General features: G+C 41.0%; 6 protein-coding genes. 1 reads left to right on the top strand and 5 read right to left on the bottom strand.

Annotated features, from left to right (window positions below; translation table 11 throughout):
* Window positions 1–334: 334 nt before the first annotated feature.
* The 4 genes from dacB to H6G14_RS03925 form a co-directional block, all read right to left on the bottom strand.
* Window positions 335–1,792, bottom strand: coding sequence for a D-alanyl-D-alanine carboxypeptidase/D-alanyl-D-alanine endopeptidase (gene dacB, locus H6G14_RS03940; protein ID WP_190565835.1), 1,458 nt, complete (start codon window positions 1,790–1,792; stop codon window positions 335–337).
* Between the two features lie 170 nt (window positions 1,793–1,962).
* A complete protein-coding gene (locus H6G14_RS03935) occupies window positions 1,963–6,312 on the bottom strand; it encodes a non-ribosomal peptide synthetase (RefSeq protein WP_190565834.1) in 4,350 nt (1,449 codons plus the stop codon).
* A 360-nt stretch (window positions 6,313–6,672) separates the two neighbouring features.
* Window positions 6,673–11,976: an SdrD B-like domain-containing protein gene (locus tag H6G14_RS03930; protein ID WP_190565833.1), complete on the bottom strand. Its 5,304-nt coding sequence runs from the start codon at window positions 11,974–11,976 to the stop codon at window positions 6,673–6,675.
* A gap of 525 nt (window positions 11,977–12,501) precedes the next feature.
* Window positions 12,502–13,410 (bottom strand): ribonuclease D, encoded by a 909-nt coding sequence (locus tag H6G14_RS03925; RefSeq protein WP_190565832.1) that lies wholly within the window; start codon window positions 13,408–13,410, stop codon window positions 12,502–12,504.
* Window positions 13,411–13,692: 282 nt separating this feature from the next.
* Here H6G14_RS03925 and H6G14_RS03920 point away from each other — a divergent pair, with 282 nt between their 5' ends.
* A complete protein-coding gene (locus H6G14_RS03920) occupies window positions 13,693–14,322 on the top strand; it encodes a TMEM165/GDT1 family protein (RefSeq protein ID WP_010995867.1) in 630 nt (209 codons plus the stop codon).
* Window positions 14,323–14,386: 64 nt separating this feature from the next.
* Here H6G14_RS03920 and H6G14_RS03915 read toward each other — a convergent pair whose 3' ends face one another.
* Window positions 14,387–15,280: a tetratricopeptide repeat protein gene (locus H6G14_RS03915; protein WP_190565831.1), complete on the bottom strand. Its 894-nt coding sequence runs from the start codon at window positions 15,278–15,280 to the stop codon at window positions 14,387–14,389.
* Window positions 15,281–15,507: the final 227 nt, after the last annotated feature.

Here is a 15,507-nt window from a genome sequence, read left to right as displayed (position 1 = left end):
ATAAGTGCTATTAACAATCTAAAAAGAATATTAAATTATAAAATCTAAAGAAAATCTTAAATATTACAAATATTTACTGATTAGATGTAAATCTAAATGAAAGAATAGTGATAAAAATGCCTCAGTGTGACTAAATCTAAACTATACTCGGAAATTACTTATACTGACGCACCCTAGCAAACTACGCTCAAATTCATAGGACTTACGCACACAGGTTTTCTGTTGAGGACGGGTGTAAGTGTTTCAAATATTTATACCCCTACATCCTTATACCCTTCTCCAAACTCTTGATCTTTCGTTTTTATGCGTAAGTCCTAATTCAAAAAAGGTCAAATTAACAACGCCTTAGTTGTGCCAGTAACACAACTATTTCATCAATTGCTTGGCGCAAAGTACTTGCAGGCTGCTCAGATTGATTCACCATAATACTAAACGCTAAAGGCTCATATTGAGAGCTATTGACGTATCCAGATAAAGAGATTGCGCCGCTCAATGTACCAGTTTTAGCTTGTACGATACCTTCAGCCGGAGTATTACGAAGACGGTTGCTCAAAGTACCGCTTTTCCCAGCTATAGGTAAGGAAGCACGATATACATTAGCGGCTGGTGTTTTGGCTATTCCTTGCAAGGTTTGTACTAAAGCTTCAGGAGTGACTAGATTACGGCGTGATAAACCAGAAGCATCTAGCAAAACATAACCTGTTGGGTCAACTCCCAATTTATTTAAGGTTGCTTTAATTACATCTAAGCCAATATTAGCAGTACTTTTATTTTGCACTCTAGGTTGTTTGAAAGCCAATGCTCTTAACAATGCCTCGGCATAAAGATTATTACTATTTTGATTAGTTTCAAATAGTAATTGTGATAGAGATGGCGACTGTACGGCAGCTACTTCTTGTTGATTATTAGCACTACTAGCAACTAATGTTGTTCCCAAATTAATTTTTGCTGTTGTGAAGATAGTACGTAAGCGTCGCAAAAAATAATAATTAGGATCAACTACAGGTAACTCTACTAAATACGGTCTGGAATTAGCTGCTACTTGTCCTTGAATTCGCAGGACTTTTCCTGTTAAATCACGGGTAACGTCAATATAGCTTGGTTGGTTTGCTACCACTGTGACAGATTTATTTATAACTAACCATTGTCTGGCTTCATTGGCATCATTCCATGATAGTTGTGGGGTTTTACCAACGGTTTGGGGTGTCAGTTTTAAGCCAAAAACATTTTGATTGAGAATAAAGCTATTAACTGGCGCACCATAATCTGATTGCACATCTTCCCATTGCCAAGTCGAGTTAACAATATCCCCTTGAACATAAGTATCATCAGCAATTAACTGTCTAATTTGGGTGATACCCTTCTGTTTTAGTTGTTGTGCCAATGCTTGCAGTTGAGTATCGCTGAGGCTAGGGTCACCTCGACCCACAATAGTGAAGTTACCGTTGGCATTTTGATAAATTGAGGTACGAATGCGAAAATCTGCGCCTAGTTGTTGTAATGCAGCAGCTGTTGTGAGTAATTTTGCATTAGAGGCGGGAGTAAAATATTTCTGAGCGTCTCGGCTGTAAAGAGTCTGCACAGATGACAGAGGTTTGACTAAGATGCCCCAGCGCACTCGATTGAATAGCGGACGATTGACTATTGTATCTATGGCTGTTCCCAGTTCCGCAGGACAAATAGATTTTGTGGTGGGTGCAGTTGGAGTTTGGGCTTTAACTAGTTGCTGGGTAATACTAACTTGAACACTAATCAATAATGCCATCAAGCCAAGAGAGATTTTTCCGGCCATACAGAGTGTTTAAAACTACTTGATGATGATAACTTGCTTATGAGTTGAACCAGTAGGCGCGGGAAAGCATTATTGTTAAACCGTGGAAAATCAGTATAATTGCGCCTTTATTGAGTTTATGTCATTAACTACTGCTGCGATCGCCACCTTAGTTGCCACTAAAGTCCTAGTTAAGGATTTATATCTTTAAACAAAAGAGTGAGTCTATCTGCTAGCTCCTTCACATTAGGTTCTTTGATCAAACTTACGTGATCACCCGGCATTCGGTAAACCCTCTCTACTACTTGCTTATTCCAGCCAAAAAGAGGAAAAAGAAAACGTAATGACTTGTAAGACAGACAGCGATCGCTAGCTAAAAAAAGGTGAATCTTGCCAGAGTAGCCTGGTATGATTCGAGGCTGCAAATTCTTATTTTTGGGAGAGGGGTTGTTTTTATTTGTTGTAGATAAAATTTTATAAGGCTGTTGCAAAAACCGTCTTATCTTGGGAAAAATGGGAAATATGTTAGCTAAATAGTACTGGAAAATAGGATCATAACCAGGAAAATCTACTATTGTGAGGATAGCAACCTTTTTACCCAGATGTTCAAGTTGTTTGGCAATTTCGTAAACCACTAAACAACCAAAAGAAAAACCCCCCAAAATATAATCTCCTTCTGGTTGCAAGGTGAGTATGTCATTCAGATGATAAGCCGCAAGTGCTTGGATATTTTCTTTTGTAGCTTTATGTTGGAATACACATAAACCTGATTCCATAAAGTAAATTGGTTGTTCTTGCCCAAGGTATTGTGAGAGTGGTAACACTTCATCTAAACCATTAGCACAGAAGAAAAATGGCCGTTTATTACCTTGGTGATTAAGACTGACAATTAAGGACTCAGGTCTAGGTTTTTCTCCCTGACGGCCAGCATTAATAGCCATAAGTTTGCGATAATCTTCTGGATCAAATTGGTAGAAATTTAGAGGAAATGAAGATTCTAAATTTTCTGTGTGTCGAATTACCTGAGCAAGTTCTTTAATTGTTGGTACTTGAAAAAGAGTTGCTAGGGGCAGTTTTTTGCCCAAAGTTTTCTCAATTTGGGCAAATAGGCGTAATGCTAATAAAGAATGTCCTCCCAAATTAAAGAAATTGTCATTAACACCTATAGATGAAACACCTAAAACTTTTTCCCAAATTGTAATTAGTTGCTGTTCTAGCTCATCTTGGGGTAGAAAATCTGTCGCTTTAGAGATTTGTACTTGTGAGTTTATCTTTGGTAGGATATGGTGAATTAGTTGATTTTTATGTTGCTGCCAATATTGTTCATCCTTCATCAGCATCGGTAGTGATAAGATACTCTGATTTGGATTGGCTAAAAGTTCCCGTAACAAAGTCAGAAAGTTTTGGATTAACTGTTCAATTGTGCGTTCATCGAACAGATCCGTATTGTATTCAAAGATTCCTGATAAGCCTGCGGTTGTTTCCCACATTAACAGAGACAAATCAAATAGGGCAGTATTTTTCTCAATTGGTAGCGACTCTATGTTCAGTCCAGTTAACTCTAGATTGCTCATGGGTACATTCAGTAGATTAAATATCACCTGATACCAGGGAGAGTAACTTAAGTCTCTGGTTGATTTTATCGCAGGTAGCAATTGTTCTACGGGAAAGTCTTGATAGGTATAGGCTTCTAGAGTAGTTTGGCGTACGTGCTGGAGTAAATTGAGAAAAGACGGATTCCCTCCCAGGCTGATGCGAAGCGGCATAATGTTAGAGAAGCAGCCGATGACAGGTTCCATTTCGGTATGGTTGCGGTTTGCAACTGCGGAACCTATTACCATGTCCTTTTGACTACTGTAGGAATGCAGTAAGATGACAAAACTTGCTAACAGTGTCATGAACAGCGTAGATCCAGATTGTTGGCTGAGGTTTTTTAGTTGCTGCGTTAGCTCTAAGTTAAGGTGAAATGATTGGATACGTCCTTGAAAAGATTGTAATGGAGGGCGGGGGCGATCGCTTGGCAATTGCAGTAAAGGAGGCGCATCGGCTAGTTTATGACTCCAGTAGTTTACTAAAGGTGTATATATCTCCGGCTGTTGAAACCATTGCCGATGCCAAAGGCTAAAATCACTGTACTGAAATGATGGTGGGGCTAGAGGACAAGGCGATTGTTGAGTATAAGCTGCATAGAGAGCTGATAACTCCTGGTTAAAGATTGCTAATGACCAACCATCAGCAACAATGTGATGTATCGTGATCACCAGTATATGATTTTTCTCTGTTAACCGCAGTAATCGAGCGCGAATTGGTGGTTCTTGCGTCAAGTCAAATTGTTGTGTGGCTTCTGCATCTACTAACTGTTGTATCTCCGTTTTCCCATCGTTTTCTACCTGCTGAATGGGAATGGTAATAATTAATTCTTCAGCAATATTTTGAACAGGTAGCCCTTCCACAATGGGAAATGTAGTTCGCAGGGACTCGTGTCGTTGAATAATTGTGTTGATGGCCTGTTCCAAACTCGCAATGTGCAGAATTCCTTTCAGTTGGAACGCCATTGGTAAGTTGTAAATTGGTTTGAAACCAGATTTTTGTTCTGACACCCACAATCGTTCTTGATATACCGATAGAGGTAGGTTATTTTTGTGTGAAATGGGTTGTAATAGTGAAACACTCTGTTTAGGCTGTTGTTGCTGACGTGGCGATTCAATCCATCGACTCAACTCAGCTATTGTGGATGCTTCTAGGACTGCGGAAACAGGCAAATCAACTCCAAAGCAGTCTCGCACACGGGAAACAATCTGAGTGGAATGAAGAGAGTGTCCACCTACTTCTAAGAATGGCTGATAGATTCCTACTTTTACCCCTAAAACATCTGCCCAAATGCTAGCTAGTCTTTCCTCCGTTGGGGTACGGGGGGAAACAAAATTGCTATCTGTGTCTATGCAGATTTTCTCTACAGTCGGTAGGGCTTTTCTGTCTACCTTACCATTAGCATTGAGGGGTAACTGCTCCAAGCGGATAAAAGCCGATGGAATCATATAATTGGGCAATTTCTGTTGGAGAAAATGGCGTAATTCACCAGGGGCTACCGTGTCAGTATTATCTTTTTTAGTAAAGTATGCTACTAATCGCTTGTCTCCTGGGTGATATTCCTGGGCGAGTACAACCGCCGATCGCACTGATGGGTGCTGTGCTAATATTGCCTCAATTTCACCCAATTCTACCCGGAAGCCTCTGATTTTTACTTGAAAATCAATTCGTCCCAAAAACTCTATTGTGCCATCATTTAGCCAACGAGCGCGATCGCCTGTTTTATAAAGACGACTGTCTGGATCATCGCTAAAAGGATTTTGAATGAATTTTTCTGCGGTTAAATCCGGTTGATTTAAATAACCCCGTGCTAACCCATCACCTCCAATATAGAGTTCACCTGCAATCCCAATAGGAACTAATTGTAAAACATCGTCAAGTATATATACTTGGGTATTGGCAATGGGACGACCAATAGGAATCGAATCTTTTGTTAGGTCATCAACAGTAATTTTATGGCAACAGGTAAAGGTTGTATTTTCTGTGGGCCCATAGCCATTGATTAATTGACAATTTGGTAATTCTTCTATGATTTTTTTGACATGATACATTGATAAAACATCACCACCTGCTAAAAGTTGTCGCAAGGATTTTAGATGTTCTATTTGCTCCTCTACCATTAAATTAAATAATCCGGACGTTAACCATAAGGTAGTAACATGGTATTGTTTAATTGCCATGCCAATTTCTTGCAAAGAAGGTGTTTTAATTGGCATCAATACCAATTTTCCGCCGTTTAATAAAGCAGCCCAAATCTCAAATGTTGCTGCATCAAAGGCAATCGACGCAAGTTGTAAAATAACTTCGTTGCAACTAAAATTCGCATAGTTCGTATTTTTTACTAGTCGTACAACACCACGATGTTCTACGCAAACACCCTTGGGTTTACCTGTTGAGCCTGATGTGTACATAACATAGGCTAAATTGCGAGCATTGACTTCACTACACAGAGAAATATCATCAGAAAAATCTGTTAAATTACTTTGGTCATCAATACAGATAGTTTGAAGATTATCTGTAATTTTTTCCAGGCGATTTAACTGAGATGTTTGAGTAATTAAAATGAACGCTTCGGCATCCTTTATGATAGTTTCCAATCGTTCTAAAGGAGCGGAAACATCTAATGGCAAATAAGCTCCACCTGCTTTCAGAATAGCTAAAATAGCGATAATTACATCGGGAGAGCGTTCTAAATATAAAGCGACTAAAGTTTCTTTTGTTACTCCAATATGCCGTAAGTAATAGGCAAGTTGATTTGATTGATCTTCAAGTTCTTGATAGGTGATTTTCTGGTTTTTATACTCAATTGCAACAGATTCAGGTGTTTTTAATACTTGTATTCTAAACAATTCATGGATTGTGGAGTTTCTATGATAATCTGTTTTAGTCTTTGTCCATTCTTCTAATAATTTAGATTCTATAATTTGAGCTGATGAGGTGGAAATAGTCATTTTTCGACACAGATTTAATTTTAAATTAAGTGCTACTTGAAAAGTATTATCAAGCTTATATAAATACGTATATTCATTAACTTAGCAGATCAAAGTCTTTCTGAATTTAAAAATGTTGTCAAGAATTGATCTAATACCTTTTCTTGATGTAGCTTGCCTGGCGTAGTACTGTAGAGACGTTGCATACAACGTCTCTACATCATTTATTTGGCGCAACTTCATAGAGAATTGATCTAAGCTACATTTTTATCAAATGCGCTCAGATAAATTCTGTTAATTAGTGGCAAGAACGATTACAGACTGAAGAAAACAAAAACACTGTCATCAAAATAATTAATCACAATGATGTTTTCTAGGCTGTTATGCGTTTCCTCCAGAGAAAACATGATCTGCAAGCCCCAAACCGTTGTTGTAATGCTCCAGGTTACTATTAATGGTGGTACCAGCATCTAGCCCATAGGAAACATTAGTGTTGGATTTATAGGCATTTGGTAAACTCGATGCGCTGGAAATACCAGAATTCCACCAAGTATCATTAAACCCTGGGCTACTGACAGTGCTACCAGTCATTTGATGAATGGCTCCATCACCTTTCTTATCACCATTTTCATCTGGAGTTAAAGCTTGCAACCAATTGATACCTTCTTTGATATAGTATCGAGCATCCTTATCAGTTGCATTAGCGGTGTCAATGGGGTTCCCTGCGACATAATTTAACCAACTAGCCACTAAAGAGCGACCGAGATCATAACGCTTATCTGTGTTGGGATGTGCCGAGGAACTAACAATCTGCCGTGCTTGGTTGAGAGTATAGAAGAGGGTGTCTTCTCCTGTATCAGTTATACCGTTGCGGTTGAAATCACCGATGAGTAACCCTGCACTATACTGTCCAGTCACCGGATCAAGAACTTTTCCAGGTTGGGCAGAGTTGGTATAAGGAGCGAACAGAAGGTCGCTAGCCAGTGTTTTTTGTTTTGGCTCGTTACCTTGATCACCATCCCAGAACTTTTGCCACTCAGTATCTGCCCAGAAGTCTGGGGTACGCACACCGGGTGCAGCAACGATAGTGTTGGTATCAGTAGCACTGTTATTGCTGGGGTTAGTATCAGTGAAGCCAGTGGGAGCAGTAATCGTAGCAGTATTGACCAAAGAAGCGGGAATGGCTTTGAGAACATCCAGATGGCGAATCTTGAAATTATCTTCAGGACTGATATCTGTATCTAAAGCCGCAATGACAATGGTGTTACCCACATACTTGCCTGCATTCACATCAGCCCAGCGATCGCTACTGCTAGTAGTCTCGTTAACTTCACGGAACCCAAAACTGTTGAGAGTTGAGTCACTTAAAGTCGTCAGGGGACTGCTAAAGTTGCCAATCCAGACGGAGATATCACTATCGTTGATGACATATTGCAGATAAGCCTGATCCAACACCACTGCTTCGGAGAACTGGAATAAGACGTAGTTATCCCTTCCGCCAACGTTATCAACCACATGAGTGTTGTTACCGCCATTTCCTTCGCTACTGTCGGTGACACCCAATCCACCACCATAGCTACCCAGATAAGCCGCATTCCAAGCACCATTTGTGCCATCGACACGGCTAAAGGCTCTAGCTGTTATGGTAATTCCGTCTTTTGTGAATGTCCGAGTATTGCCATCTGTTCCATCTAACGGGCTACTGCCATCAAAGTCAAATCTGGTGGAACTACCTGTGGATGCTGCATTACTAACTACCGTCCCTGTGACTGTGTAGGTAATGCTGCTACCCCCTGTCAGGGTGACGTGATCATTGATGTTCCCTGTACCACTGACTTGGTTGTCTGTTGCACCTCCACTGGCTACGCTTGTCCAAGTGACGTTGGTTAAGTTGCTGGGGATGATATCGCTCACCAGGGCGTTGGTAGCAGTAATCAGACCATTATTTCGCGCCACTATGGTATAGGTTATCTGCTGTCCTGGAGTGACATTTGTTAAACCATCTGTTTTCGTGATTGATAAATCACCAGATGGATCAACGATAGTGTTGGTATCAGTAGCACTGTTATTGCTGGGGTTAGTATCAGTGAAGCCAGTGGGAGCAGTAATCGTAGCAGTATTGACCAAAGAAGCGGGAATGGCTTTGAGAACATCCAGATGGCGAATCTTGAAATTATCTTCAGGACTGGTATCTGTATCTAAAGCCGCAATGACAATGGTGTTACCCACATACTTGCCTGCATTCACATCAGCCCAGCGATCGCTACTGCTAGTAGTCTCGTTAACTTCACGGAACCCAAAACTGTTGAGAGTTGAGTCACTTAAAGTCGTCAGGGGACTGCTAAAGTTGCCAATCCAGACGGAGATATCACTATCGTTGATGACATATTGCAGATAAGCCTGATCCAACACCACTGCTTCGGAGAACTGGAATAAGACGTAGTTATCCCTTCCGCCAACGTTATCAACCACATGAGTGTTGTTACCGCCATTTCCTTCGCTACTGTCGGTGACACCCAATCCACCACCATAGCTACCCAGATAAGCCGCATTCCAAGCACCATTTGTGCCATCGACACGGCTAAAGGCTCTAGCTGTTATGGTAATTCCGTCTTTTGTGAATGTCCGAGTATTGCCATCTGTTCCATCTAACGGGCTACTGCCATCAAAGTCAAATCTGGTGGAACTACCTGTGGATGCTGCATTACTAACTACCGTCCCTGTGACTGTGTAGGTAATGCTGCTACCCCCTGTCAGGGTGACGTGATCATTGATGTTCCCTGTACCACTGGCTTGGTTGTCTGTTGCACCTCCACTGGCTACGCTTGTCCAAGTGACGTTGGTTAAGTTGCTAGGGATGATATCGCTCACCAGGGCGTTGGTAGCAGTAATCAGACCATTATTTCGCGCCACTATGGTATAGGTTATCTGCTGTCCTGGAGTGACATTTGTTAAACCATCTGTTTTCGTGATTGATAAGTCACCAGCATTTTGATATATGCCTGCATCCAACGTGAGATTATTTTCACCAGAGACAAGGGTAACAATCTGAGTTTTGCCAGTGCTGGGAATAGCATCAGAATCTACAGCATCATTAGCGCCCACATTAGCTTGAGTAAACTGAAATCCTGCTGGTAAACCAGAGAATCCAACTTGATATTGTTGACCTGGTGTGAGTCCAGAAAAATTGTAATTGCCACTGGCATTAGTAGTGGTGGTAACGGTAGTATCACCAACACCATTGATAATGCCGTCTGCGCCGCCACCAGTAAGGGTAACGGTTACGCCTGCTACGCCAACTTCTCCTGTATCCTGAATACCGTTGTTGTTGGCATCGTTGAATACGAAGTCTCCTAATGAAGCGGTTTTGTAGAACCCAGCATCAACTGTGGTGTCATTTTCTCCTGGCGACAAGTTGACTATATCGGAGATTAATCCATCACTATCAATGGCATCATTGCTACCTATATTCTTGGGACTGATACCGTTGAAGCCATTGGGTTGTACAAATTGGACTTTGTAGTCTCCTGGTTGCAGGTTTGTGAATGAGTATAGTCCGCTACTGTTGGTAGTGGTTGTGGCGATGAAATTCTCGGCTGCATCTAAGAGGTTAACTGTGGCATTGCCAATACCTGTTTCCCCTGAATCTTGAATGCCGTTGGCATTTTTGTCTTCAAAGACGAAATTCCCTAAGCTGGCTAGGGCTACTAAGCCTGCATCCAATGTGCCGTTGAATTCTCCTGATGTTAGGGTGACTGTTTGGGTTACACCTGTGCTGGGGTTGGCATCACTGTCTAATTCGTCGTTGCTGCCTTGGTTGGCGGTGGAGAAGATGTAGCCTGTGGGGGCTGTGAATTTAACTTGGTAATCTCCTGGGATTAAGCCACTGAATTGATAGCCACCACTGCTATTTGTTGTGGTTGTGGCGATGACACTCCCATTTTTTATGAGTTCGACTACAACTCCACTAACACCAACTTCTCCTGTATCCTGAATACCGTTGTTGTTGGCATCGTTGAATACGAAGTCTCCTAATGAAGCGGTTTTGTAGAACCCAGCATCAACTGTGGTGTCATTTTCTCCTGGTGACAAGTTGACTATATCGGAGATTAATCCATCACTATCAATGGCATCATTGCTACCTATATTCTTGGGACTGATACCGTTGAAGCCACTGGGTTGTACAAATTGGACTTTGTAGTCTCCTGGTTGCAGGTTTGTGAATGAGTATAGTCCGCTACTGTTGGTAGTGGTTGTGGCGATGAAATTCTCGGCTGCATCTAAGAGGTTAACTGTGGCATTGCCAATACCTGTTTCCCCTGAATCTTGAATGCCGTTGGCATTTTTGTCTTCAAAGACGAAATTCCCTAAGCTGGCTAGGGCTACTAAGCCTGCATCCAATGTGCCGTTGAATTCTCCTGATGTTAGGGTGACTGTTTGGGTTACACCTGTGCTGGGGTCGGCATCACTATCTACTGCGTCACTGTTGCCTTGGTTGGCTGTGGAGAATACATAACCTGCGGGGGCTGTGAATTTGACTTGGTAATCTCCTGGGATTAAGCCACTGAATTGGTAGCCACCACTGCTATTTGTTGTGGTTGTGGCGATGACACTCCCATTTTTTATGAGTTCGACTACAACTCCACTAACACCAACTTCTCCTGTATCCTGAATACCGTTGTTGTTGACATCGTTGAATACGAAGTCTCCTAAACCGGCTGTTCTATAGATACCGGCATCAATAGTGCGATTGAACTCATTTGGATTCAGCTCGATGATTTGTGCCTGACCGGTGAGTGGGTCAGCATCAGAATCGGTTGTATCATTACCTTGATTGGACTGTGTAAAGACAAAACCTGTTGGTAGATTGCTAAAGGTAACTTTGTACTCTACACCAGGCAAAAGAAGTGGAAATAGATAAGAACCATTGGCATCGGTGGTTGTGGTGACAGTAGTGTCATCTGCTGTACCAATTACACCATCTTTGCCGCCACCAGTGAGGGTAACAGTAACACCTTCTACACCCGCTTCATTGGTATCCTGAACGCCATTAGCATTTAGGTCTTCCCAAACAAAATCACCCAAAGCGGCTGTCTTGAGGATATTAATCGTACTTTGTGCGATGTTACTTCCTGTTTGGTCAACAGGAACAACAATAATTGCGATATCTTGAGGTGTGCCATCTTGGCTAAGGCCTGGTACAAAGCCTGCACCATTTTGACGCGCTGCTTCAACCAGCTCACTAACTCGACTTAGATCGTATGCGCCTACTGTATTTAATGCACTGGAAGGAATTGCGTCCTCAAGCAGAGTCCATATGGCTACCTGCATATCACCAGAGGTATAAGCACCGAGACTATCTGGAGCTTGCTGACCTAAGAATTTCTGGTTAATTAACCAGTTAACTTCATCTAGGTTTTCAGGTTTATCAATTATCCCTGTTGGCAAAGGGTCATTATAGCTAGAATACAGTTGAGCTTGGTAAGTTTGCCCTGGATTTATACCTTGATTCACATCAATGCAATAACTGTCATACAGTCCATTGAGGAAATTACCGTTGGAAATTGTCAGATCCACGTAGCTTGGACTATCACCACCAGAACCAGGATAAACAACTACGATGTTTACGTTATTGTCCGGTAATGTTAACTTTAAAGCTTGCAATAGGTCATCAGTTAAAGACATCAAAAGGCTCCGCAAAATTGGATTCAGCGAACCTAAGCGAGTCAAGCCAAAATAAAAATCTATATAGGGAACAAATATCTTTAGGAGATCATCTCAGTAATTTCTAAAATTTTGTCCCTTTAAAGAATTTTTTAATCAAAACAACATAAATAAGGAATGTCATTTACACCAAAAAATTTTGTAATTTCTCAAAAAATAGTGTATTTCGGTAGCGTTCGTGAGAATTAAAAGCACAGTAAGTTTTGTCAATCAGTTAAAATACTCAAAAAATTAAATTAAGAATTGATAAATATAACCAAGTTTGGATCAGGTTCAGACTAAATATGATATGAACAGGTCTTACCCATCCAGGTTGTCTGTTGAGACTGGGTGTAAGGCTCTTAAAAATTTATACTCCTACACCCTTGTCTAAACTTTTGATTTTTCGTTTTCATGGGTAAGTCCTAAATTATTGTTGTTTGCATCTTACTAGTGTAAGCAAGGCTATACTGCTCAAAAATACTCTAATTTTTAGGCTATTAATAACTACGAATCATGCTGATTTTTCTGGGTTAGCCGTAAATAAGTGTTTTCATCAATATCTACAGATAGTTGTTCGAGATTTTCCCCTAAATCTTTTTGTAGTTTCTCAGTTAATGTAACTGGGAAATTTAAACTAATACCTTGATTTTGTACTAAATTGGATAATTCGGAAAACTGTACCTTCACAACTTTACGTTGATAGCTTGTGAGCTTGTAAGTAGATGTTTCCGATATATTTTGAGACTGCATAGCTTTTTTTAATTGCTCTTGTAGATGCTCATATTCAGAATTTAAAAGTTTCCATTGTTCTTCGATTTGGGCAAAACGTGAGTTGACAACTGTTATGTCTACTGTCGTTGGATCAGGGTTACTTTCTATTTGCAAGTTTAATAAACGCCGATGGATTTGAGCGAGATAAATACAATCTAAATAAGCATATTCTATTTGTTCTTCGCTGAGAGGTCGCCTTCCCCAATCGCTACTCTGTTCCTGTTTATCAATATTGTTAAAATTACATAATAATGTAGCTAAATTTTGCAGTTGATAATTTTGTACTGGTAAGAGATGATAAGGTATTTTTTTAGCAATTTCTAAAGTGCAAGTAATATTTTTAGCTTGCTTATTGCCCAGAAGTTTAACATCAAAATTGGCATTATGAAACACTTTTTCAATATTTGAATTTACCATAATTTTCTCAACAAAATCAGCTACTAAATCAGGCTGATCAAGTACATCCAAAAGATAAACGCGATCGCCACTCATATCGTTAGGATCATCTAATACCTGAATCAGCGATAATCGAGGGCTACGACTTTTATAGTCAGCGACCTCGGTATCTATCCATAAGGTAGTAGCTTGAGTATATCCAGCGACTATGGCACGAATTTCCCTGGCATCAGTTAAGTATGGCATTGGTGGATATGTCCTGATATTTGCACTCAACAGCTAAAATATATATTTACAATTCACATTGGATCGCTATACAATCTTATTCTGATAAGAAGGGGAGTAGCTGCTGGCAAAAGCCAGTACATCTGGATCAACATACTGGCGATGAGCCTGGTTCAGATGACAACTAGAAAATATTTGGAAGCGAGACCTTCACTAAGTTCACATTCAAGATGTGTGCTTGGTGGGGTCTTTTGGCATTCATCAAGCTTCACATCGGTAAACGTTTTTCAGGAGCTTGAGAGAGTGCTAACAGCTTTTACCGCAGGTTTATTACTAATTACAGTTTCAGAACTAGGCGATAAAACTTTTTTCATCGCCATGATCTTGGCAATGCACCATTCCCGACGATGGGTTTTTACAGGAGTAGTGGGCGCTTTAGCCGCAATGACAATACTCTCGGTGTTATTTGGCAAAGCTGCATCTCTATTGCCACCAGTGTATATTTATTACGCTGAAATAACCTTATTTATTGCCTTTGGTCTGAAACTGTTATATGACGCTAGTAAGATGTCGGCGGCGGCGGATAAAGCTGAAGTGATGGAAGAGATGGAGGAGGCCAAAGCAGCCGTAGAAAAAGCAGATTTGCAACTACCAAAACAAAAAACGCCCTTATCAATTATATTAGAAGCCTTTGTCTTGACCTTTATGGCCGAGTGGGGCGATCGCACCCAAATTGCCACCATAGCCTTAGCCGCCGGAAATAACATCATAGGTGTCACCATAGGAGCCATTTTAGGTCATGCCATTTGTGCGGCGATCGCTGTCATTGGAGGCAAAATGATTGCCGGGAAAATTTCTGAACGTCAACTCACCTTTGCTGGCGGATGCTTATTTTTGATTTTTGGTATTGTCGCCGCTATTGAAGGAGTGTAACAATTCAACATTCAAAATTCTTATCCTACTCATCAATAACCCCCTGAAATTGGGGGTTAGAGTTTTATGGCTTCGGAGTACTTTCAGGAGTGGGAACGGGAGGTGCAGCAGGTGCAGCAGGTGCAGGAGATGCAGGAGATGCAGTTGCGGCTTTATTAATTTCATCTTTGTATTGAGCCGGCGCTAAAGCTAAAGCACTATCAAACAAAGGTTTAGCCTCGGTTGCTTTTCCTTGTTGCTTCAACAGCATGGCCTTTGCCAAAACTGGACGAAAATCCTTTGTATCTTTCTCAATTGCTTGGTCAAATGCCGAAATCGCTTGAGGATAACGTTTCTGAGCCGCATGAACATTACCCAGTAGCACCTGTACAGCCACTACATCCACACTCCCCGGCTGGATGGTATTGGCTTGGGCAGCATTAGTAAGAGTATCTTGCAACAAACCGACAGCCGCTTCTGGACGTTGCTGATCTAACAAGAGAACTACCATCCCTTGCAAAGCCTTTAAATCACCGGGTTTGGTATCCAAAATTGAGCGATAAGCTGTAGCCGCCCCTTCCTTGTCACCAATTTGTTGTTTGGCTTGAGCTAATAGCACTCCATACTCTGATTGATTAGGATTAAGCTTGGCTAGCTTTTCCAGAGGCTCTATCACGCTCTGGACATTACCTTGTTTTAAAGCTAAAAGTTGCAGCCGCGCTTGTAATAAACCCTTCAATGCAGTTTGATTTTCTGGTTCCCGTTGTAAAACCAGTTCATATCCACGTACTTCGTCTGCCAATTTGGATTGTTGATTAGAAGCGAGTGAGCTGCCTTGGTTACTAGCACTATTCTGGTTTGAGGGTGACGTATTATCATTCAGCGCTCCAATAATGGGAACAACTGAAACACCCACAAAAGCTAGAACTGCCAGCGCCAAGATGAGTTGAACTATCCACCGATTGCGCGGTTGAGACACGATTTAAATGCCCTCCATATCTATAATCACATTATTATCGACACAAATTAGAAAGTTAAAAATTTCCAAAGTTTGCGGAATACCGTCAAATACCTGTGAATTTTATAACAAACCACAAGTTAGCACTGCTAAAGTAAGTGATGACTTTAGGAGGAGCCATCAGAATAGAAGCTGTGATATGCTTCCGAAACTAGTGTAAAGGCGCTAAATTACAGATTTAGAGTAGA

It is taken from the genome of Nostoc parmelioides FACHB-3921 (assembly GCF_014696625.1).
GTDB lineage: Bacteria > Cyanobacteriota > Cyanobacteriia > Cyanobacteriales > Nostocaceae > Trichormus > Trichormus parmelioides.
Note: the sequence above shows the minus strand (reverse complement) of the source record. Positions and strands in the feature narration are given on the sequence as shown.

Bases quoted from the DNA above. Each gene is read 5' to 3' on its own strand.
- dacB (WP_190565835.1), bottom strand. From the start codon at position 1,792: ATGGCCGGAAAAATCTCTCTTGGCTTGATGGCATTATTGATTAGTGTT.
- H6G14_RS03935 (WP_190565834.1), bottom strand. From the start codon at position 6,312: ATGACTATTTCCACCTCATCAGCTCAAATTATAGAATCTAAATTATTA.
- H6G14_RS03930 (WP_190565833.1), bottom strand. From the start codon at position 11,976: ATGTCTTTAACTGATGACCTATTGCAAGCTTTAAAGTTAACATTACCG.
- H6G14_RS03925 (WP_190565832.1), bottom strand. From the start codon at position 13,410: ATGCCATACTTAACTGATGCCAGGGAAATTCGTGCCATAGTCGCTGGA.